We start from the raw sequence: 21,177 nt of genomic DNA, 5'->3' as shown, positions 1-21,177 counted from the left end.
GCTGCTGCTGTTTCATGTTTACCTCCCTCTCGGTAGTTTACCAAGCGGGAGTGTCCATCGTCATCAGGATACCTCAGACGTCGGGTATGATCCCCCTGGCCTGGATGGAGCGCCCCTTGGGAGTGTAGTAGAGGGCCGTGGTGAGCTTGAGCCCGGCACCGTCCTTCATGGGGATTACGGTCTGGACCGACCCCTTGCCGAAGCTGGGGGTTCCCATGATGACGGCCCGGCCATAGTCCTGCAGCGCGCCGGCCACGATCTCCGAGGCACTGGCGCTGCCGCTGTTGATGAGCACCACCAGGGGATACGGGGGTTCCTTCTCGCCAACGGTGGCGCTGAAACGCCGCTTGGCGAACTCCTCACGCCCCTCGGTGTAGACGATGAGGCCATTGTCGAGCCGCTCACCCACGAAGCGGCCGGCCACCGCCACCGCCACCTCCAGAAGCCCGCCGGGATTGTTGCGCAGGTCGAGCACGAGCCCCTTGAGAGTACCGCCGTTCTCGGCCCTGAGGTTCCGCAGGGCATTGGCGAAATCCTCTCCGGTCCGCTCCTGGAAATGGCTGATCCGCACATAGCCGTACCCGGGCTCCAGGCTCCTGGCCTTGAGGCTCTTGGTCTGGATGATGTCCCGCACGAGGGGAAACTCCCGGGGCTCCGTTTCGCCATTGCGCAGGATCGTGAGAGTCACCTTCGTCCCCCGCTCCCCCCGCATCTTCTTCACCGCCTGAACGATGGTGAGGTCGCGGGTGGGGGTGCCGTCGATCTTCCAGATATGGTCTCCGGCCTTGATGCCGGCCCGCCAGGCGGGGGTGTCCTCAATGGGTGAAATAACCGTGAGCTTTCCCTCCTTCAGGGCAATCTCGATACCGAGGCCGCCGAAAGAGCCCGATATCTCCACCTTCATCTCCGAGAACGGCTCGGGAGGAAGATAGGCACTGTGGGGATCGAGGGCGGCGAGCATCCCGTTGACGGCCCCTTCCAGGAGCTTCTTCCGGTCCACCTTCTCCACGTAGTTCTCTTCCACCTGGCGGAGCACTTCGGCCAGGAGCTTCAGGGAGGCTCCCGCCTCACGGTCGGGGGCGGTCGCGGCAAGCCGCCAGAGGGTGGCACCGCCAAAGGCGAGGCAGGCAATCACAGCCATGAGTCCCAGGGTAATCTTCGTTCTCGTCTGCACCATCGAATCTCCATCCGTCGGCGGCACCGGCTGCCAGCTGCGGCCGAACCGGCATAATGACACCTACTGTAGTGCCCCGGTCTTCTCTTGTCAATCGCCGGGACCGGAGACGGAAGAAATTCGGCAGAGGCAACCGAAAGCGCCATCCTCAGGAAATTCAGCCGGTTGCGCGACACTCTCATCGATCAATGAAACTCTTGACAAATCAACATACTGTGCGTTTCAATAGCCCCATGAATACATCAGGGACCCTTCCATGAAAAGCCGTTTCTACCGACCCCTTTCCCTCGCATCCGTCTCACCCTCCTACTTCCCGGAAATCGCCCTCTACGTCAGGAACAGCGGCAATTACATCCTGTACAAGAACCATGACCGGCAGTTCACGGAGGAGGACCGGCACCGGCTCGAACGGACCAACACCTCATTCCTCTACGTGAGAAGCGGCGACATGGACGCGGTGACCGAATACCTTGAACAGAACCTGGACACCCTCCTGGCGCGGGACGACATCGACAGCAACGCCAAGGGGACCATCCTCTACCAGACCGCCGCCAACTACGTCACCGACGTCTTTGATGAACCGGGCAAGACCGCGGATATCATCCGCTGCCGGAGCCTGATCCGCCACCTCATGAAGTACGTGGCGGGGCACGAAGACGCCCTGAAGGCGCTCCAGGCCATCACGTCCCAGAACTACTACATCTTCACCCACAGCGTCCAGGTGGCCACCCTGATGATGCTGGTCCACGACCGGCTTTTCCGCTTGAACCAGGACGAAATGATTGACGTGGGGATCGGCTCCCTCCTCCACGACGTAGGAATGGTCTTCTTGTCCGGCCAACTCCTCGACAAACCGGACGCCCTGGCCGATATCGAGTACCACAAGGCGAAGCAGCATGCCCAGAAGGGATACGAGCATCTGCAAAGCGCCGGCACCCTGAGCGAGGTTTCGCTGACCATCGTGCGGCACCATCACGAAAAATACGACGGCAGCGGCTACCCCGCCGGCCTCAAGGGAGACGACATCCCCCGCAGCGCCCAACTGGCGGCCCTCTGCGACACCTACTGCGCCATGACCACCGACCGTCCCAAGCACACCGCCCTCCCCGGAACGGAAGCCCTCCGGATCATGGAAGACGAGGTGGGAGGCGCTTTCAGCCCGGATTTGTTCTATCGCTTTGCGGACGTTGTCAAAGGGAAAGGTAAAGCCTGACGAAACCTCCCCGGCAACGTCGCGACAGCTGCTACACGGCTTCCCCACACTGAAAGGCCCGCACTCGGCGGGCCTTTTTCGTTGCATGATCACATCTTGGGAAAGAACACGAAGAGCGACACCGCCAGGAGCGCCAGCACCCACATGCCGGCCGGCACCTCGCGCCCCCGGCCGGCTGCGGCCTTGAGGAGCGGATAGGTGAGGAGCCCCGTGCTCATGCCGACGCCGATGTTGTAGGTGAAAATCATGAGGACGATGGTGAGGAAGGCGGGAACCAGCTCGGTGAAGTCATCGAATGCGATCCGCTTGATGGGCTCTATCATGAAGGAGCCGATGACGATGAGGGCGATGCCGTAGGCGTGGGAAGGGACGATGGTGAACAGCGGGGCGAAGAAGAGGGCCAGGAGGAAAAGCCCCGCCACGACGAGGGCCGTGAAGCCGGTGCGCCCCCCTTCCTCGATGCCGGCGGCCGACTCGATGTAGGCGCCGGTGGTGGTGGTCCCCAGAAGCGGCGCCACGGTGGTGGCCAGGGCGTCGGCCAGCATCGGCTTCTCGATCTCGGGGAGATTCCCGTGCTCGTCCAGGAGGTCGGCCCGCATGGAGAGGCCGATGAGGGTCCCCACCGTGTCCAGGAACGCCATGATGAAAATGGTGAGGACCACCGGTAAGAAACGGATCTCGAAGGCGCTCCCGATATCCAGTTGGAAGAGGATCGGCGAGATGTCGGGGGGGAGGCTCACGAACTCCTTCGGCATGGGGGTCACGCCAAAGGCGATGGAGAGGACCGTGGTGGCCACGATGCCGATCACAATGGCCCCGCGGACCTGCCGCGTCATGAGGAAGACGGTAAGAAGGTAGCCGAAGACCGCCAGGAGCACCGACGGCGCGGCAATGTTCCCCATCTTCACCGGCGCCCCGGCAACCCCCAGGGTGACGAGGCCGGTCTCATTGAGGCCGATGAAGGTGAGGAAGAGGCCTATCCCCACGGCAAAGGCACACTTGAGGGAGAGGGGGATCGCCTCTGCCAGCCAGCTCCGGACCCTGAAGACCGTAAGAATGGAAAAGACGATGCCGGCCACGAAGACCGCGCCCATGGCCGTCTGCCAGGTATAACCGAGGGTCTTCACCACCGTGAAGGCGACAAAGGCGTTCTCGCTCATGTAGGGGGCGATGGCGAAGGGGCGGTTGGCCCACAGCGCCATGACCACGCAGCCGAAGACCGCGGCCAGGATGGTGGCCGTGGTCTGGGGCCCCCGCGGGATCCCCCCCGCCTCCAGGATGGCCGGGTTCACGATGATGATGTAGGCCATGGTCAGGAACGTGGTGATCCCGGCCACGGTCTCCTTCCGGAAGCTGGTACGGTAGTGGTCGAAACGGAAAAACGAAGCAACGAAATTCATATAAGGAAACAACCTCGAGCATCCCCCTCACCCGGCCTTGCGGCCACCCTCTCCCCCGGGGAGAGGGGCTGGGAGTGAGGGGCCGGTGCCGCGTTTCAGAACCCTTTGAGAGCGAAAATCCCCGGCGCGTTCCGCCAATACCCCTTGTAGTCCATGCCGAAGCCGAAGAGGTAGCGATCCGGCGTCCTGAGCCCCACAAACTCGGGGACCAGGTCGGGACGGGCCTTGCGGTCATGCTCCTTGTCGATCAGGACGGCCGTCAGCACCTCCTTCGCCTCCATGCCCCGGCACCAGTCGGCAATGGCGCCCAGGGTCTCCCCCTCGTCCAGGATATCGTCGATGATGAGGACGGTGCGGTCCTTCAGTTCCTTGGTCGGCCGTACCTTCCAGTCGAGGACGGTGCCGTAGAGCTTGTGGCCGTAACGGGTGGCGTGGAGGTACTCCGCCTCCAGGGGGAACTCCAACTTCGGCAGGAGCTTGCCGGTAACGATGATCCCCCCGTTCATGACGCAGAAGACGACGGGGTTGGCATCGGCCAGCCGTGCGGTGATCTCCCGCGCCATCCGGTCGATGGTCTCTTCAACCTGAGGAACGGTGAAAAGGCAGTCGGCCTCCGCGTAGACCTGTTTTACCTCGTCGAGGGTGACGGACATGGGAACCTCCGGGCGTTGATAAATAGTGGAAATGAAAATTTCGCTCAGAAACAACTACTCACGAATTGTTCCGAATCGCCTCAAGAAACGCCGCGCCGTAGCGCCCGAGCTTCTGCTCCCCTACCCCGTTCACCCGCAGGAGGTCGTCCATGGTTGCGGGACGCAGGGTCGCCATCTCGACCAGCGTGGCGTCGCTGAAGATGACATAGGGGGGAACCTGCTGCTCGTCGGCCAGCCGCTTGCGGAGAGCCCTCAGCGCCTGGAAGAGATCCTCGTCCCCCTCGGCCAGCGACGCCACTGCACCCTTACGCTTCGGCTCCTTTTTGACCGGGGCAACCTTCACCCGGGGCTTCGCAAGGGTCAGGCTCACCTCCCCCCGCAACAGGGGGCGGGCCGCCGGGGTCAGCTTCAGCACCGAATAGTTGGCCAGGTCCTGCTCCAGGTACCCGCGATGAATAAGCTGGCGGATGATGCTTCCCCACGCCTCGGCGGAGCGGTCCGCGCCGATGCCGTAGGTGGAGAGGCGGTCGTGGCCCAGCTGCTGGATGCGCTCGTTTTTCGAGCCCCGCAGTACATCGATTACGTGCCCCATGCCGAAGCGTTGCCCCACCCGGTAGACGCAGGAGAGGGCCTTGCGGGCATCCTCGGTGGCGTCGAAGCTCTCGGGGGGATCGAGGCAGAGGTCGCAGTTGCCGCACGGCTCGGCAAGCCGCTCGCCGAAATAGCCAAGGAGCGCCTCCCGGCGGCAGGTGCCGGCCTCGGCGAACCCCACCATGGCGTTCAGCTTGTGGAGCTCGATCCGCACCTGTTCCGGATTGTTGCCGGACTCGATGAGGGAACGGGAAACGGCGATGTCGCCGTAGCCGAAGAGAAGGAGCGCCTCGGCCGGCAGCCCGTCGCGCCCGGCCCGACCCGTCTCCTGGTAGTAGCTCTCGATGTTCTTGGGAAGGTCGTAGTGGACCACGAACCGGACGTTGGGCTTGTCGATCCCCATGCCGAAGGCGACAGTGGCCACCACAACGCGGACATCATCCCGCAGGAACGCCTCCTGGACCCGGCTCCGCTCGCCGTCGGCCAGCCCCGCATGGTAGGCGGCCGCTTCGATGCCGGCATCCCGCAGCTTGCCGGCCACCTCCTCCACGCGCTTTCTGGAGAGGGCGTAGACGATGCCGGCATCCTGGGGGCGGTTCCCCAGAAACGCCAGGAGCTGGTGAAAGGGCTTCTGCTTATCGACCACGGTGTACCGGATGTTCGGCCGGTCGAAGCCGGTGACGTAGACCTGGGCGTCCCGAAGCCCCAGCCGGTCGATGATGTCGCTGCGGGTCTGGACGTCGGCGGTGGCGGTGAGGGCGATGACCGGCACGCCGGGGAAGAGCCCCCGCAGCCGCCCCAGCCCCACGTACTCGGGGCGGAAGTCGTGCCCCCACTGGGAAACGCAGTGGGCCTCGTCGATGGCGAAAAGGGCCACGGGGATCTCCCGGAGCCGCTCCAGGAAGGCGTCGGTCATGAGCCGCTCCGGCGCCACGTAGAGGAGATCCAGCTCGCCCGCGTGGAGCCGGGCCAGGACCTGCCGGGCCTCCCGCTCGCCCATGGCGGAATTGTAGGCCGCGGCCGCCACGCCGTTCTCCCGCAGCGTATCCACCTGGTCCTTCATGAGGGAGATGAGGGGAGAGACCACGATGCCGACGCCGGGACGGTGGATGGCCGGAATCTGGTAGCAGAGGGACTTTCCGCCCCCCGTCGGCATGAGGACAAAGGCATCGCCGCCGCCGATGAGACGGGTGACGATCTCCTCCTGGAAGGGGCGGAAGGTGCGGTAGCCGAAGACCGTCCGGAGGGTGTCGAGGGGATTGTTGGCGATCACAGTTCCCTCAGCACCCGAAAGCCGAGATAGACATACTGCCCATCGGGGGCGCCGCGTCCCCGGGCCGAGGAGCGGATGTAACGGACCTTGCTCCCGAAGGAGCCCCCCCGCTGGACGCGGCGGGTGTCGTCGCCGCCGAGCCAGGGGGAGCCGTCAGTGGGAGCTCCGGTATAGCTGTCGTGCCAGGTGTCGAGGCACCATTCCCAGACGTTGCCTGCCGTATCGAAGAGGCCATAGGGATTCGCGGCGAAGGAGCCCGCCGGCGCACCCTTCTTGTTGTCCCACTTGCTGCCGCACCCCTTGCAGTTGGCCCTTTTTTCGCCGGCGGTTCCCCCCCACCAGAAGGGGGTATCCTTGCCGCCACGGGCCGCGAACTCCCACTCGGCCTCGCTGGGGAGCCGGTACTTCTGCCCCGTCTGCTCCGACAGCCACTTGGCATAGGCTACGGCATCCTCCCAGCTGACGTTCATGGCCGGCATCCGTCCCCGGCCCCAGTCCCGGGAGAGAGGACCGAACCAGCGACGGCCGTCCTTGGGCTTCTCCCGGCCGGTGGCATCGCAAAACCGGTCGTACTCCCCGAAGGTCACCTCATACTTCCCCATGGCAAAGGGGCGGGCGATTGATACCCAGTGGACCGGCTTCTCGTCGGGGTCGCCGCCGCCGAAGATGGCCCCCATCCGGAACTTGCCGGCGGGGATGACCACCATCTCGGGACCGGAGGAGCCATTCTTCAGGCGATCGCGGAAAACCGAGCCGGCCGCGGGGGGAGGCGAAGAAACTTTTGCCGCGGGTTTCACTTCGGCAGCCAATGGCGATACAATAACGAGAAATGCCAGGAGCGCCGCTCCCGTGGCCAGACGGTGGGTATTCATCATATCCGATACTCCTTTAGTTCTACTTATGTCACATTTTCCACCGCTAGTCCCCGGAAGGGGTGGAGCTCTCGCGGAGAAGCGATCCCCGCAAAAAACCACCTTAGGCACTAGCGGAGGGAAAGCCTCGGGAATAGCTGTTTACGTGCCACGAAGACCGGCTGGTGACGCTGGATCGGTTCGGAGCGAGAGTTCCACCCCTTCCGACACCGTGCGACAAAATAGAATTCAGATGAGGAAAAACTGGTTGCTGCAAACCGAACGCATTTTACGCGCCAGGGGCCCCGGAGGCAACGAATTTAACCCGCCGGGCTGCTAACCACCGAGTAATACAGCCATTGCAAAGCACACTTTTTTATGTTGTTTTTTAAGTACTTGCGTGTTAAAAAGTACAAATTATCATTCTCGGGAGCACCGTGTACCAGCCCACTGAAATCACCCGCTTTTTCCAGGTTCCGCGCCATGACCTCGCCTACCTGAAGTTCATCGTGGAAGCCTACGAAGGCCTTGCCACCCTCAGTACGGCTGACCGGAAAACCAGCACTGTCGTCATCACGTATAATAGTTATTTCGCGGGAACATTAGACGCCCTCCTCAAATCGCTCGGCACCGAAATTGCTATCAAAGAGGTGTCAGCCACGGAGTTTTCCAGCCATGCTTGACGGAATGAACCTGAGTGTCATCCTGCGCCGCGCCCTTGCGGGAGGCGGTGAATTCGCGGACATATACTACGAGGAGGGCTCAAGCACCTCCATTATCTGCGAAGACGGAAAGATTGAGAAAGTCCTCGCCGGCACCGATCGGGGGGTGGGGATCAGGGTCATCTCGGACCTGCGCACCGCCTACGCCTACACCAACGAGGTGACCGAAACGGCCCTCCTGGCGCTGGCTGAGACCGTGAGCAGGGCGGTAAAGGGAGAGCAGTTCGGCCGCGCCATCGACATGCGGACGAAGCTCGTTGGACCGGGCTTCCCCATCGAGATTCCGCCAGATAACGTACCACTTCAGGACAAAGTTGCGCTCGTGAACCGGGGCGACGCGGCGGCGCGCGGTTTCGACAAAAGAATACGCCAAGTTACGGCCGTCTACCGCGACGGCGCCGTCAAAACTCAGATCGCCAATTCGCTTGGTGATTTCACGGAGGCTCTCCGGACCGGCACCCTCTTCCTGACGCAAGTAGTGGCGGCGGACGGAGATGTAATCCAGACCGGGTACGAGCCCGTGGGTCGATTCATGGGTCACGAGATCTTCCGGGAGCGGAGCCCCGAGGAGGTTGCCCTGGCGGCTGCCCGGAGAGCCGTGATGATGCTCGGCGCCCGCAAGGCCCCCGGTGGGCTGATGCCGGTGGTCCTCTCTTCCGAGGCGGGGGGAACCATGGTCCACGAGGCCATCGGACACGGCCTCGAAGCGGACCTGGCCGGCAGCGGCATGTCGGTCTACACCGGCAAAGTGGGGGAGCAGGTGGCCTCGCCTCTGGTGACGGTCATCGACGACGCCACGATCCCCAACGCCAGGGGCTCCTTCTCCTTCGACGACGAGGGGACGCCGGCCCAGCGGACCGTGCTCGTGGAAAACGGCATCCTCAAGGGATACCTCTACGACCGTCTCTCCGCCATGAAGGACGGGTGCGCCTCCACCGGCAACGGCCGGCGGGAGGGATACCACGCAAAGCCCATCGTCCGGATGACCAACACCCTGATCGCGCCGGGGGAAAGCTCGCCGGAGGAGATCGTCCGAGGGGTCGAAAAGGGGCTCTTCGTCCGCAAGATGGGTGGCGGGCAGGTGAACACGGTTAACGGGGATTTCGTCTTCGAGGTTTCCGAGGGATACCTCATCGAAAACGGGGTGGTGACCGAACCGGTCCGGGGTGCGACCCTCACCGGCAACGGCCCCGACGTGCTGAAAAAGATCGTGAAGGTGGGAAGCGACCTGGGCTTCGGCATCGGCACCTGCGGCAAAGACGGCCAGGGGGTGCCGGTGTCCGATGCCCAGCCGACGCTGCTCATCGAGGAAATAACCGTGGGCGGAGCCGCCTGACCTTTGGAAGAAACGGGACAACTATCGTGCACCATGCTGAACTGACTACAATCCAGCCGGTGGAGCTGCTTGAGGTACTCAAATCGTACCCCTTCCTCGCGCCCTACCAGCTGACCTTCTGCGCCGAGACAGAAGGGGGAATGCCGCTCTACCGGTCCCTCTTCCCCGTCTGCGAGGCCATCGCCCAGAGCCTGCTCTGCGGCAAGGCCTGCCAGACGGCCGTGGAAGAGGCAGTCCAGAGGGCCATGGGCGAAAACAGGGCGGTGGTCTTCCGGTGTCAGACAGGACTCCTCAATTTTGCCGTGCCGCTCCGGGGGAGGGATATCCCCTTCACCTGCCTCATCGGCGGCGGAGTCAGGGAGAAAGATGTCGACCTGGTCCCCATGGAATCCCTCGCCCAGACAGACAGCGTGGACGCTGTTGCCCTTCTGGAAGAGCTGGAAAACCTCCCCGCCGTCACCGAGGAGGAGGTGGCCGAAACTGCCCGCAAGATTCACGAACTGCTTCCGACGCTCCTGGGCAGGAACATCCACTCCCTCATCTTCGAGAATACCATGCGGCGGCTCGCCTCCATCTCCGGGGTTGCCGGCGGCATCGACGCGGCAAAGACCGCCGACGAAGTCCTGGGGCTATTGAGCGAGACCATCGGCATCCTCTTCGATATCGGCCGGATCGCCATGCTCTCCCCCGAAGGGAACAGCACATTCTCCATGAAGGGGCTCTGGGGGATGGAGCCCGACCTGGGAACCATGCCGGCGGCACGGGCGTTGTCGATCTTTCCCCGCAACCGGAAAGAGAACGTCGTCACCCTCGACGATGAGTGCCGGACCCTCTTCCCTGAAATCGCCGCCAATCAGGGGTTGTGCATCCGCTTCGCCTCCAACGGTGATTTTCTCGGCATCATGGTTCTCTTCGATGCGGCCATCACCCGCCGGGACAAGCTCCTCGTGCAACTGGTCGCCGACCGGGCCTCGGCGAAACTCCTGCGCCTGCGGGAGGAGGAAAAGCACTCCGCCGACAATGCCCAGGCAACCAAGCTCATGACCATGTTCACCGCCCTCTCCCGGGCCACCTCCAAGGAAGAGCTCAACGAGCAAATCCTCGCCATGGCGGCCGACCTGGCGGATGCCTCCAGCGGCTCCCTCATGTTCATCGACGAAAACGGCGAAAACCTCAAAATCGAGGCGGCCCTCGGCATGAACATGCAGCTGGCCCAGAGCATGGTGGTCCAGGTGGGGAGCGGCATTGCCGGCAAGGTGGCGGCCAGCGGCAACCCCCTCCTTGTGAACGACATCGAGAAGGACAAGCGGATCGGCATCCCCAACCGTCCCCGTTTCAAGACAAAGTCATTCGTCAGCATCCCCATCAAGCTCAGGGAGAGCGTCGCCGGCGTTCTGAACCTGTCGGACAAGAAGAATCAGGGGATTTTCACCGAGGATGACCTGAATCTGCTCATCACCTTCGCCGACCATGCCTCCATCATGATCGAGCGGGCCCTGTCCATCGAGCGGGCTGACTTCCTGGAACAGCTGTCAATCACTGACCCGCTGACAGGCCTCTATAACCGTCGCTTTCTCAAGCGTCGCATGGAAGAGGAACTGGCCCGGAGCATCCGGCAGAACCTCTCCCTCACCGTGATGCTCATCGACCTGGACAACTTCAAGATCTACAACGACCTCTGCGGCCACCTGGCCGGCGACCGGGCACTGAAGAAAATGGCACGAATCCTCTCCGACACCGCCCGGCAGATGGACGTGGTAACCCGATACGGCGGAGAGGAGTTCTGCATCATCCTTCCCGGAACCTCCAAGAAGGAATCGCTTTTTGTGGCCGAGCGGATTCGGCGCGAGATCGAGGGGGAGGAATTCCCCCACGAGGAGAACCTCCCCCAAGGGCGCCTCACCGCCAGCATCGGCGTCTCCTCCTTCCCCGAGGACGGCAACACCGAGGCAGTACTTGTCAAGGCCGCCGACGTGGCCCTCTACCGCGCCAAATCGGAGGGACGCAACCGGGTGGTTATCTCCGGCCCACCGCCGGCCGAGGAGGAACACGGCACCCGCCTCAAGACAGCGACAACCGCACAATGAAAAAGGCCGCCCCGATGATTCGGACGGCCTTTTTATCTGCCCTCAACCTGTTCTATTTCCCCTCACCCGGCCTTCGGCCACCCTCTCCACAGGGGAGAGGGGCGGGGGTGAGGGGACAAATCCGGCCTACTCCACCACCGCAGCCTTGGTAATGAATACCGGCTCCACCGGCACATCGGAGTGGCCGGCCTTGTTGCCGGTCTTCACCTGGGCAATGGCATCCACCGCATCCATCCCCTCCACAACCTGGCCAAACACGGCATAGCCGAACATATCAGGGGTTTTCCCCTTGTGATCGAGGAAGGCGTTATCCACCAGGTTGATGAAAAACTGGCAGGTGGCGCTGTCCACCACGGCGGTCCGGGCCATGGCCAGGGTTCCCCTGTTGTTCTTGAGACCGTTGGCGGCCTCGTTCTTGATGGCAAATTTGTATTTTTTCTGCTGCATATTCTCGTCGAGTCCGCCCCCCTGGACCATGAAGTTCTTGATGACCCGGTGGAAGATGAGGCCGTCATAGAACCCTTCCTTCACGTAGGAGATGAAGTTGCGGACGGTGATGGGGGCCTTGTCCTTGAACAGTTCGACGGTGATGTTCCCCTGGGATGTCTCGATGACGACGCGGGGATTGGTTTCTTCGCCCATGGCGTGCTCCTTTCTCGATGAAAAATCGCTCTCTTGTACCACAAAAGCCGTGGCAGGAGAACCGTTTTCTGAATCACCCTGCCCACTTGCAACTTCCTTTGATGGGGATATGCTTGTGACGTTTCCGTCGTCAATAAATCCCACCAGGAGGTTCCCATGAACCGCATAACAGCACTACTCGCTGCAATCCTCGCCACCTCGCTCTTTGCGGGCACAGCCTGCGCCGCCCCCGCCGACGACATGACCAAGGCCACGGAGCTCATGGTCCAGCACCACAAGGGGATGGTCCGCACCGCTCCCGAGGTGGCCAAGGTGGGGGAACCGGCTCCGTCATTTACCCTCGATGCGGTGGTGGACAAGGAATTCAAGAAGGTGAGCCTGGGCGACTACCGGGGCAAGTGGGTGGTCCTCTTCTTCTACCCCGCCGACTTCACCTTTGTCTGCCCCACGGAAATTACTGGCTTCAACAAGGCCATGGACCGGTTCACGGAACTCAATGCCCAACTCCTCGGCGCCTCCGTGGATAGCAAGTACTCCCACCTGGCCTGGATCAAGCGGGGGGACCTGGGCGACCTGAAGTACCCTCTCCTGGCCGACAACAAGAAGGAGGCAACGGCCCGCTACGGCATCCTCGACGAAAAGGAGGGGGTAGCCCTGCGGGGGCTCTTCATCATCGACCCCAACGGTGTCCTCCAGTACCAGGTGGTGAACAACCTCTCGGTGGGGCGCAGCGTGGATGAGACCCTCCGGGTGCTGGAAGCGCTCCAGACCGGCGAGCTCTGCCCCCTGGGGTGGAAGCCGGGGGAGAAGACGATCAAGTAAACCTGTAATAATCCTTTGAAACACAGAGCAACAGAGCAACCGAGTAAGATCGGAGAATTATCTGTTTAAAACTATCTCCGAAAAGTCACACAGAGAATTGCCTTAAACAAATTGATTTCTCTGTTGCTCAGTTGCTCTGTGTTTAAGCTGCCGTTTTCAATCACCCCAGCTTCTCCCGCATCCGGGCGAAGAAATCCTGGGCCATGGCCTCCTGCTCCTCCTCGGTGGCGGCCTTCTTCACCTCACCTTCATGAACCTGCACGAGTCGCTCCGGGATCTCCTCCAGGAAGCGGCTCGGCTGCCGCTCCAGGAGCTTGCCGTACTTCTTCCGGTGGAGGCAGCGGGTTATGGTGAGGTGCCGGCGGGCCCGGGTGATCCCCACGTAGCAGAGGCGCCGCTCCTCGTCGATGCTCATCCCCTCCTCCACCGATTTTTTGTGGGGGAGGATCTCCTCCTCGAACCCCACTAAAAAAACGAAGGGGAACTCCAGCCCCTTGCTGGAGTGGAGCGACATGAGGGTGACGGCATCCTTGCCGTGTTCCTTCTTGTCCTTGCCGCTAAAGCGGTCCTCGTCCATGAGGGAGACCTTCTCCAGGAAACCCGACAGGGTCGCCCCCGGAATCCGCTCCTCGTACCCCGCCATGGAGTTGATGATCTGCTCCACGTTCTCCACCTTGCGCCGGGCCGTGGCCGGCTCCTCGATGGTCCGGTAGAGCTCCTCCTCAAGGCCGATCCGGTCGTAGAACCCCTTCACCCGCGCCGCCAGATCTCCCGGACGGCGGAACTCCCCGGCCGCGCCCGTGATGAGCCGGTGGAACGCCAGAACCTTTTCCCGCATCGCCTCGGTGATCCCCTCGATCTCCTCCACGCGCCCCATGGCCTCCAGGAGCGGGCATTGGTGCTCCAGGGACCACTGGTTGATCTTCACCACAGTGCCGTCGCCGATCCCTCGCCGCGGGAAGTTAACCACCCGCAGGAGCGCCTGCTCGTCCAGGGGGTTGTCGATCACCTTCAGGTACGAGAGGGCGTCCTTAACCTCCTTGCGCTCGTAGAACTGCATCCCCCCCACGAGCACGTAGGGGATGTCCTCGAAGCGAAGCTGCTCCTCGAAGGCCCGGCTCTGGGAGTTGGTCCGGTAGAGGATGGCGAAATCGCCGAAGGTGAGGTTGTGCTGGTAGCGCTCCATCTGGAGCCGCTCCACCACCAGGGTCGCCTCCTCCTCGTCGTCCTGGGCGATGACCATGTCGATGGGACGCCCCTCCCCCACGTCGGTCCAGAGGCGCTTCTCCTTCCGCTTCGCGTTATTTTTGATGACCTGGTTCGCCGCCTCCAGGATCGTCCCGGTGGAGCGGTAGTTCTGCTCCAGCTTCACCACCCGGCAGCCGGGGTAGTCCCGCTCGAAGTCGAGGATGTTCCCCACGTCGGCCCCCCGCCAGCCGTAGATGGACTGGTCGTCATCCCCCACCACGCAGAGGTTGCGGTACTTCCGCGCCAGGAGCGAAATGAAGAGATACTGGGAGGCGTTGGTGTCCTGGTACTCGTCCACCATGATATAGCGGAACCGCTCCTGCCAGTGGTCAAGCACCTCGGGGTAGTCCTGGAGGAGCCGCACCGTCAGCATGATGATGTCGTCGAAGTCGATGGCGTTGCAGGCGTGGAGGAGCGCCTGGTAGCGGGGGTAGACGTCGCAGGCCAGGAGCTCGTCGGGATCGTCGTAGCGGGGAACGGCCCGGTCCGGGGTGATGAGCCCGTTCTTCCAGCCAGAAATCCGCCAGAGGAGGGTCTCGGCGTCGAACTTCTTCCCGTCGGCGTTCACCTCCCGCATGGCCTGGCGGATGAGGCCGATCTGATCCGAGGTGGTGTAGATGCTGAAATTCTTCTTGTAACCGAGCCGCTCGATGTCCCGGCGCAGGATCCGGACCCCCAGGGAGTGGAAAGTGGAGATGACCATCCCCTTGGCGCGGCTCCGCCCCACCAGTTCCCGCACCCGCTCCTTCATCTCGCCGGCCGCCTTGTTGGTGAAGGTAACCGCCAGGATGTTCTCGGCCTTCACCTTCTTGTCGAGGAGGAGGTGGCCGATCCGGTAGGTGATGACCCGGGTCTTGCCGGAGCCGGCGCCGGCAAGGACCAGGAGCGGCCCCTCGGTATGTTCCGCGGCGGCCCGCTGGGGGGGATTGAGGGTGGAAAGGTCAAGCATGGAATAAACCTCGGAATCGGTGCTCCAGACGCACAACAGCCGGGCTGATTGGCCCGGCTGTCATCATTGATAGCAGAGGTATCAGGAGAAATGCAAGGGAGCGATTACCGTGCCAAGGTGACGTGCGTAAGGCGGCGGAGGCAAAGATGCTTCAACAGCTCTGGCACCACAGGGTTGCTGGAATTGAATCCATCCCAATGCCGTCATATCCTCACAGCGTGCCGCCCCCGAAGGTATTGCACGCCCCGAAGCTTCCGCTTTCGAGGCCGGACCTGAACCAGCGGACTCGCTGCTCGGAACTGCCGTGGGTGAAGCTTTCGGGGATGACGTACCCCTGGGCCTGCTGCTGGAGGCGGTCGTCGCCGATGCTGGTGGCAGCCTGGAGCGCCTCCTCCACGTCTCCGCTTTCGAGTACCTGCCGGCTCCGGTCGGCGTGGTGGGCCCAGATGCCGGCCAGACAGTCGGCCTGGAGTTCGAGTCGCACCGAGAGCTGGTTCGCTTCGGCCTTGCCGCTCCGCTGCTGCAGATCATGAACCTTCTCCGAAATGCCGAGGAGCGACTGGACGTGGTGCCCCACTTCGTGGGCGATGACGTACGCCTGGGCAAAGTCCCCCGGCGCCTTGAAGCGCTCCTTCAGGTCCCGGTAGAAGCTGAGGTCGATGTAGACCTTCTGGTCCAGGGGGCAGTAAAAGGGGCCCATGGCGGCCTGGGCATAGCCGCAGGCCGACTCCACGGCGCCGGTGAAGAGGACCAGCTTCGGCTCCTGGTAGGTCTTGCCGTTCTTCCGGAAGAGCTCGTGCCAGGTATCCTCGGTGTCGGCCAGAACCACCGACACAAACTGGGCAAGTTCGTCACTGGCGGGAGGCTTGCCGGCCTGTCTCGTCTCTGTCGGCGCTGTGAGGGGAGCGCCCCCCTGCAGGACCACCGACGGGTCGATGCCGAAGTACATGGCTACCAGCGCGAGAATGATCGTGCCGATGCCGCCCCCCACCGCCTTCCGGCCAACGGTCATCCCCCGGCGGTCTTCCACGTTGTCGCTTCTCCGTCCGTCACTCCATCGCATGGCAAGGCACTCCTGTCATGGTCTGCCGATTGAATGCACACGGGGCGCGGATAACCCCCATGAACCATCCGCGCCCCGTGTCAGCTATTTCTTTGTCACCCGGACGTCGATCCTTCTGTTCTGCTGCCGTCCTTCCTCCGTGGCGTTGTCGGCAACCGGATGCTCCTCCCCGTACCCTTCGGATTCAAGGCGGGAGGGATCGATGCCCAGCTTCACCAGTTCCTGCATGGTGTTGCTTGCCCGGTCCCGGGAGAGCTTGAGGTTTGCTTGGGGATCACCCACGTTGTCGGTGTAGCCGCCGATCTTGATGGCCACCTGGGGGAACGCCTTGAGGATCGCGGCGATATTGCCGAGTTGCTCCTGGGATGAAGGCTTCAGCACGGCGCTGCCGGTCTCGAACTGGAGCCGGTCGAAGGTGAACCAGGTGGTCTTGTCCACGGGTCTCGCCCCATCCTGGATGAAGGCGAGGAGCTTCCGCTCGATGCCGAATTCGGGAATGTTCAGGGTGACGCCGTCGGGGAGCGTCACATCACCGAAGGCTCCCAGCTTCGGATCAACCTTGACGGCCGGTGCCTGCACTTGGGGCGGCGCCGGCTGGATTGCCGGAGTCTTCATGGAGCAGCGCTGGGGCAATGTGTACAGGAGGAAGGCAACCACGATGCCGGCCAGAATCCAGACGATCTTCGAGAGGGGGCCGGAGAAGAGGGCGCTGGGGCACGCGCCGCCCCCGAGGCCCGACAGGCTGGAGAGGCCGAGCAGGCCGGCCAGTCCCGCCGGGGCGGCCTGTTGCAGAAATGGCCCCTGGCCTTCCAGGAGCCCCGAAAGCCCCACCGCCCCCAGATCCTTCTCCTGTGCCTCCTTGCCGATCTTCCCCATGACGAAGGGGGCCAGGAGAGCCAGCAGCGACTGGGCGCTCCCCTTTCCGAGGCCGCTCACGGACGACAGCCACTCCGCAACCCCGCCGGCCCTGTTGCCGAGGAGCGAGCCGACGAGGGAGTTTCCCTGCTCCAGGAGCCCCTTGGTCGCCTCACCCCCTGCCAGTGACGCGGCCATGCCCGAGAGGGTATTCTCCCCGAACCCGCCGGAGCGGACCTGACCGAGAATCTGCGCCGCCCCCTCTGTCGTCGCCCCCTTGGAGGCTACCCCTCCCACCAGCGCCGAAAGGGCAGCCGGCACCCCCTTCTGGACGGCCGGCGTTCCCTCCCCCAGAAAATGGCCGATCTGCCCCACTAGGTCACTGGTAAACATCCCGCTAAGCTGCTCCAACAGGTTCGTCGCCATGGCTCCCTCCTTGTGACGTGGCAATCACCACTATTCGCGCCGTGTCCGGCAGTGACAATTAAAACATACTTATTGCGACATTCAATCCTTTCGAGGTTTTAGCGAAAAGTCGCGTCCTTGTACCCTGCTCTACCGAAAACCAGAGGCGCCTGTAACCAATCCCTGCACAGCCCTGTTAACCATCCCGACAAATTGCCATGACATCCCCGCTATGCTATAAGCACCTATCATCAAACCACGGAGATTCACCATGGACAGAAACGCCGCCGAGCGGCGCATTGCTGAGTTGCGCGCCGAGATCAGGCGCCATGACCACCTCTATTACGTCCTCGACCGCCCCGAGCTCACCGACGCGGAATACGACGCTCTCTATCGCGAACTGCTGAAGCTGGAAGAGGAGCATCCCGAGCTGGTCACCCCCGACTCCCCTAGCCGGCGGGTGGGGGGGGCACCCCTGGAGAAGTTCAAGCAGGTGACCCACCGGATCCCGATGCTCTCACTGGAAAACGCCTTTACCGATGGCGATATCGCCGAGTTTGACGCCCGGGTGAAGCGCGCCCTGGCGCTTCCGGCCGGGGAAGAGATCGCCTACGTGTGCGAACCGAAGCTGGACGGGCTTGCGGTGGAACTGGTCTATGAGTACGGCACGCTCACCGTGGGCTCCACAAGGGGCGACGGGGTCGTGGGGGAGAACGTTACCCAGAACCTGAAAACCGTCAAGAGCATCCCCCTGCGGCTCGAAGGGGAGAATCCCCCGGAGCTCCTGGAGGTGCGGGGCGAAGTGTTTCTCCCCCTGGCGGCCTTCCAGCGGCTGAACGCCCAGCGGGAGGAGGAGGGAGAGCCCCCCTTCGCCAACCCCCGCAACGCGGCGGCGGGCTCCCTCCGGCAGTTGGACTCGCGCATCACGGCCCGGCGCCCCCTCACCATGTTCTGTTATGCGCCGGGAGAGATTCGCGGCGCAGACTTCGGCAGTCAAGGGGAGTTTCTCTCCGCCCTCAGGCAGCGGGGCCTTCCGGTGACCTCCCTGGCACGGCAGGTGTCGGGAGTCGCCGGGGTCCTCGCCTACTACCGCGAGATGGCCGAACAGCGCGACACCCTCCCCTTCGAGATCGACGGTGTCGTGGTGAAGGTGGACTCCTTCCCCCTCCAGCGGGAGCTGGGGGAGAAGAGCCGCTCACCCCGCTGGGCCGTGGCGGTGAAGTTCCCCCCGCGCCAGGCGGTGACGATCATCGAGGACATCGTCCCGTCCGTGGGGCGCACCGGAGTCATCACCCCCACGGCCAACCTGCGCCCCGTAGAGGTCTCCGGCGTCACCGTTTCCCGGGCCACCCTCCACAACTGGGAGGAGATGGAGCGGAAAGGCATCCGCATCGGCGACACCGTGGTGATCGAGCGGGCCGGCGACGTCATCCCGGCGGTGGTGCGGGTCCTCACCGAGAAGCGCACGGGGAGCGAGCGGTTCCTCCCCATTCCCGCCGCGTGTCCCGAGTGCGGCTCCGAGGTGGTGAAGATCCCCGACGAAGTGGCGGTGCGCTGCATGGGACTCTCCTGCCCGGCCCAGATCCGGGAATCCATCATCCACTTCGCCTCCCGCAACGCCATGGACATGGAGGGGCTCGGCGAGAAGTACATCGAGCAGCTCCTGAGGCTGGGGCTCGTGGGGAACGTGGCCGACCTCTACACCCTCGCGAAGGGCGATTTCATGAAATTCGACCGGATGGGGGACAAGCTGGCGGAAAATCTCCTCAGCGCCATCGAGGCCAGCAAGAAACGGGATCTCTCCCGCTTCATCTTCGCCCTCGGCATCCGCCACGTTGGGGAGCACACGGCAAAGCTCCTGGCCACGGCCTTCGGGAGCATCGACAACCTGGCCCGGGCCACGGAGGAGGAACTCCTCTCCATCCGCGAGATCGGCCCCCAAGTGGCACAGAGCATCACCACCTTCTTCCACAACGAGGGGAACCGGGAAACCATCCGGCGGATGGTCGAAGCCGGCGTGGAGCCGACGGTTGAAGAGAAAAAGGTGGGGGGAAAGTTCACCGGCAAGACCTTCGTCTTCACCGGGGCGCTCACCCGCTTCAGCCGGAGCGAGGCCCAGAAGATGGTTGAGAACGAGGGGGGGCACGCGGCAGGGTCGGTGTCGAAGAAGACCGACTACGTGGTGGCCGGGGCCGAGGCGGGGAGCAAGCTGGAGAAGGCCCGACAGTTGGGGGTCACAGTCCTCACGGAAGATCAGTTTCTGGAAATGATGGGGGAAGAGCAATGAAGAAAATTCGCGCCATCGTCACCGTGAAGGGGCTCGTGCAGGGGGTCGCCTTCCGCAATAACACGGTTCAGCAGGCACAGCGGCTCGGCGTCACCGGGTGGGTGAAGAACCTTCCCGACGGCGATGTGCGGGGGTGCTTCGAGGGGGGCGAGGACGCCGTGGAAGCCCTCGCACAATGGTGTCACCACGGCCCCTCCCGCGCCCGGGTCGACCGGGTGCTCATCGAACGGGGGGAGTTCCGGGGCGAATTCAGCGGCTTTGACGTGCGGTACTGAGAGGTATCGGCCAGCTCTTCTCCAGCCCCTCGGGGTAGAACTTCTCCCGGGTCCGGTTATAGTAGCCGTACTGGATCCGGGGAAACTCCCGCTTCACCCGCTCCAGCATCCGGTACATGCCGATCCCCCGTCCCGTGACCCCCATCCGTTTATTGTAGAAGTCGGGATCGATGGAGAGGTTCCGCATCTGGATCATGTCCAGGCCGGTGTCGCCGATGAACCGCAGGAGCGCCTCCACCTCGTCGGCGTTGTCGGAGAGCCCCGGCGAGACCAGGTAGTTGATCATCACGAATAGCCCCCGCTCCTTGGCCAACCGCACCGACTCCTTCACGTCGGCGAAGCGGTACCCCACCGGCCGGTAGTACGTGTCGTAGAACTCCTCCCGCACCGAATTCATGGAGAACCGCATGGAGTCCATCCCCGCGTCGCAGAGCAGGGCGATGCGATCGGGGAATGAGCCGTTGGAGTTGAAGTTCACGGTCCCACGGCTCGTGGCCTTCTTGAGCCGCCGCGTCGCTTCCGCCACGGTGTCGGCCTGCATGATGGGGTCCCCCTCGCACCCCTGGCCGTAGGAGACTATCGGTTCCGGGGCCTGTTCCAGGTGCGGCAGGGCCAGTTCCACGATCTCCTCCGGCGTGGGGATGAAACCGATCCGCTCTTGGTTGGAGGGGCAGCAGTCCGAGGGCTGGAGGCTGATGCACCCCAGGCAGCGGGAGTTGCAGGCCGGCGACGTGGGAAGCGGCGCCTCCCAACGGCGGAAGAACAGGTTCTTGGCGGCGAAGCAGTGGTAATCCACGGCGCAGCGGGCAAGCTGCTCCAGGAGGCGGTTGTTGGGCATCTCCGCCAGCCGCTGCCGCACCAGGGGGTCCAGCTTCCGGTCGTCGTAGTTGTTCGGGTTCCAGTTGTCGTTGGTATCCACCCTTGAGGCGGCCACCACGAAGCAGTCCCGCTCCTCGTCCCACCCCACGGCGGTGTAGGACCAGAGCGGCAGGTGCACCTTCTTTTTGCCGTAATCGCAGGCAGGAAGCAGCGTCCGCACGTACCCCGGTGCCATGAAGGCCGACACCGCCTGCACCGGCAGGTTTCGCCGCCCTTCCCGGACCGTGGCCACGGTCACGAATTTCCGCTGCTTCTCGTCCCAGGCAACTGGCGGGGTATCGGGGATGGTGAAGAGCCGGCTCCCCTCGGGGAGCGGAATCAACTCCACCCCCTCGGGGAGGACCGCCTCGGGGCCGCTCATGCCGGCCATGCAGAGGTCGGGGTGGTCGAAGATGTTTCCCTTGGCGTCGGCATAGAGGAGTTTTGGAAGGGTTTTTCGTTTCATGGTCAGC

The 21,177-nt window shown here is 63.3% G+C and carries 16 protein-coding genes and 1 pseudogene; 7 read left to right on the top strand and 10 right to left on the bottom strand.

The genetic code is table 11. From position 1 onward, the window contains the following. Positions 1-76: 76 nt before the first annotated feature. A pseudogene (locus KJB29_RS16965) lies at positions 77-1,177 on the bottom strand (S41 family peptidase); the annotation flags it as partial. A gap of 253 nt (positions 1,178-1,430) precedes the next feature. On the opposite strand from KJB29_RS16965, the gene KJB29_RS16960 reads away from it, so the two are divergent. Beyond that, a complete protein-coding gene (locus tag KJB29_RS16960; protein WP_215735523.1) occupies positions 1,431-2,387 on the top strand; it encodes an HD-GYP domain-containing protein in 957 nt (318 codons plus the stop codon). A gap of 89 nt (positions 2,388-2,476) precedes the next feature. On the opposite strand, the gene KJB29_RS16955 is transcribed toward KJB29_RS16960, so the two are convergent. The 4 genes from KJB29_RS16955 to KJB29_RS16940 all read right to left on the bottom strand — a co-directional run bounded on the left by KJB29_RS16955 (position 2,477) and on the right by KJB29_RS16940 (position 7,179). Beyond that, positions 2,477-3,787 (bottom strand): NCS2 family permease, encoded by a 1,311-nt coding sequence (locus KJB29_RS16955; protein ID WP_215735522.1) that lies wholly within the window; start codon positions 3,785-3,787, stop codon positions 2,477-2,479. Positions 3,788-3,882: 95 nt separating this feature from the next. Then, entirely contained in the window at positions 3,883-4,440 is a 558-nt protein-coding gene (locus KJB29_RS16950) for a hypoxanthine-guanine phosphoribosyltransferase (RefSeq protein WP_215735521.1), read from the bottom strand. A gap of 58 nt (positions 4,441-4,498) precedes the next feature. Continuing rightward, a complete protein-coding gene (gene recQ / locus KJB29_RS16945; protein ID WP_425514125.1) occupies positions 4,499-6,304 on the bottom strand; it encodes a DNA helicase RecQ in 1,806 nt (601 codons plus the stop codon). Beyond that, positions 6,301-7,179, bottom strand: coding sequence for a formylglycine-generating enzyme family protein (locus KJB29_RS16940; RefSeq protein ID WP_004511742.1), 879 nt, complete (start codon positions 7,177-7,179; stop codon positions 6,301-6,303). The genes recQ and KJB29_RS16940 overlap by 4 nt, the downstream gene beginning before the upstream one ends. 413 nt (positions 7,180-7,592) lie before the next feature. On the opposite strand from KJB29_RS16940, the gene KJB29_RS16935 reads away from it, so the two are divergent. From KJB29_RS16935 to KJB29_RS16925, 3 genes are read left to right on the top strand one after another with little or no spacing between them, the layout of a single operon-like run. Continuing rightward, positions 7,593-7,838: a DUF4911 domain-containing protein gene (locus tag KJB29_RS16935; protein ID WP_004511741.1), complete on the top strand. Its 246-nt coding sequence runs from the start codon at positions 7,593-7,595 to the stop codon at positions 7,836-7,838. Then, positions 7,831-9,213 carry a TldD/PmbA family protein gene (locus KJB29_RS16930; RefSeq protein WP_004511740.1) on the top strand — a complete coding sequence of 461 codons (1,383 nt, stop codon included), beginning with the start codon at positions 7,831-7,833 and terminating at the stop codon, positions 9,211-9,213. Before KJB29_RS16935 ends, KJB29_RS16930 begins: the two co-directional genes overlap by 8 nt. A 26-nt stretch (positions 9,214-9,239) precedes the next feature. Beyond that, complete coding sequence (locus tag KJB29_RS16925; RefSeq protein ID WP_215735520.1) at positions 9,240-11,300, top strand: diguanylate cyclase; 2,061 nt, start codon at positions 9,240-9,242, stop codon at positions 11,298-11,300. Between the two features lie 126 nt (positions 11,301-11,426). Here KJB29_RS16925 and KJB29_RS16920 read toward each other — a convergent pair whose 3' ends face one another. After that, positions 11,427-11,942, bottom strand: a complete 516-nt coding sequence (locus KJB29_RS16920) for a peptidylprolyl isomerase (protein ID WP_215735519.1) — start codon at positions 11,940-11,942, stop codon at positions 11,427-11,429. Between the two features lie 156 nt (positions 11,943-12,098). Here KJB29_RS16920 and KJB29_RS16915 point away from each other — a divergent pair, with 156 nt between their 5' ends. Further along, positions 12,099-12,764 carry a peroxiredoxin gene (locus KJB29_RS16915; protein ID WP_246561823.1) on the top strand — a complete coding sequence of 222 codons (666 nt, stop codon included), beginning with the start codon at positions 12,099-12,101 and terminating at the stop codon, positions 12,762-12,764. Positions 12,765-12,924: 160 nt separating this feature from the next. Here KJB29_RS16915 and KJB29_RS16910 read toward each other — a convergent pair whose 3' ends face one another. From KJB29_RS16910 to KJB29_RS16900, 3 genes are all read right to left on the bottom strand, one after another. Then, positions 12,925-14,961, bottom strand: coding sequence for an ATP-dependent helicase (locus tag KJB29_RS16910; protein ID WP_215735518.1), 2,037 nt, complete (start codon positions 14,959-14,961; stop codon positions 12,925-12,927). A gap of 211 nt (positions 14,962-15,172) precedes the next feature. After that, a complete protein-coding gene (gene ypfJ, locus KJB29_RS16905; RefSeq protein WP_215735517.1) occupies positions 15,173-16,024 on the bottom strand; it encodes a KPN_02809 family neutral zinc metallopeptidase in 852 nt (283 codons plus the stop codon). A gap of 84 nt (positions 16,025-16,108) precedes the next feature. Next, positions 16,109-17,305, bottom strand: a complete 1,197-nt coding sequence (locus KJB29_RS16900; protein WP_215735516.1) for an OmpA family protein — start codon at positions 17,303-17,305, stop codon at positions 16,109-16,111. Between the two features lie 250 nt (positions 17,306-17,555). Here KJB29_RS16900 and ligA point away from each other — a divergent pair, with 250 nt between their 5' ends. Together ligA and KJB29_RS16890 are read left to right on the top strand one after the other, a co-directional pair. Continuing rightward, complete coding sequence (gene ligA, locus KJB29_RS16895) at positions 17,556-19,571, top strand: NAD-dependent DNA ligase LigA (RefSeq protein WP_215735515.1); 2,016 nt, start codon at positions 17,556-17,558, stop codon at positions 19,569-19,571. After that, positions 19,568-19,846 (top strand): acylphosphatase, encoded by a 279-nt coding sequence (locus KJB29_RS16890; protein ID WP_215735514.1) that lies wholly within the window; start codon positions 19,568-19,570, stop codon positions 19,844-19,846. Before ligA ends, KJB29_RS16890 begins: the two co-directional genes overlap by 4 nt. On the opposite strand, the gene KJB29_RS16885 is transcribed toward KJB29_RS16890, so the two are convergent. Then, the gene (locus KJB29_RS16885) at positions 19,821-21,170 is read right to left on the bottom strand and encodes a radical SAM family protein (protein WP_215735513.1); all 1,350 of its coding nucleotides are present in this window, start codon (positions 21,168-21,170) and stop codon (positions 19,821-19,823) included. The genes KJB29_RS16890 and KJB29_RS16885 overlap by 26 nt on opposite strands. Positions 21,171-21,177: the final 7 nt, after the last annotated feature.

Source organism: Geobacter grbiciae, from assembly GCF_018531165.1.
Taxonomy (GTDB): domain Bacteria; phylum Desulfobacterota; class Desulfuromonadia; order Geobacterales; family Geobacteraceae; genus Geobacter; species Geobacter metallireducens.
Note: the sequence above shows the minus strand (reverse complement) of the source record. Positions and strands in the feature narration are given on the sequence as shown.

Coding starts and splice junctions, on each gene's coding strand:
- KJB29_RS16910 (WP_215735518.1), bottom strand. CDS start 14,961: ATGCTTGACCTTTCCACCCTCAATCCCCCCCAGCGGGCCGCCGCGGAA.
- ypfJ (WP_215735517.1), bottom strand. CDS start 16,024: ATGCGATGGAGTGACGGACGGAGAAGCGACAACGTGGAAGACCGCCGG.
- KJB29_RS16940 (WP_004511742.1), bottom strand. CDS start 7,179: ATGATGAATACCCACCGTCTGGCCACGGGAGCGGCGCTCCTGGCATTT.
- KJB29_RS16960 (WP_215735523.1), top strand. CDS start 1,431: ATGAAAAGCCGTTTCTACCGACCCCTTTCCCTCGCATCCGTCTCACCC.
- KJB29_RS16900 (WP_215735516.1), bottom strand. CDS start 17,305: ATGGCGACGAACCTGTTGGAGCAGCTTAGCGGGATGTTTACCAGTGAC.
- KJB29_RS16930 (WP_004511740.1), top strand. CDS start 7,831: ATGCTTGACGGAATGAACCTGAGTGTCATCCTGCGCCGCGCCCTTGCG.
- KJB29_RS16890 (WP_215735514.1), top strand. CDS start 19,568: ATGAAGAAAATTCGCGCCATCGTCACCGTGAAGGGGCTCGTGCAGGGG.
- KJB29_RS16885 (WP_215735513.1), bottom strand. CDS start 21,170: ATGAAACGAAAAACCCTTCCAAAACTCCTCTATGCCGACGCCAAGGGA.
- KJB29_RS16920 (WP_215735519.1), bottom strand. CDS start 11,942: ATGGGCGAAGAAACCAATCCCCGCGTCGTCATCGAGACATCCCAGGGG.
- ligA (WP_215735515.1), top strand. CDS start 17,556: ATGGACAGAAACGCCGCCGAGCGGCGCATTGCTGAGTTGCGCGCCGAG.
- KJB29_RS16950 (WP_215735521.1), bottom strand. CDS start 4,440: ATGTCCGTCACCCTCGACGAGGTAAAACAGGTCTACGCGGAGGCCGAC.
- KJB29_RS16915 (WP_246561823.1), top strand. CDS start 12,099: ATGAACCGCATAACAGCACTACTCGCTGCAATCCTCGCCACCTCGCTC.
- KJB29_RS16955 (WP_215735522.1), bottom strand. CDS start 3,787: ATGAATTTCGTTGCTTCGTTTTTCCGTTTCGACCACTACCGTACCAGC.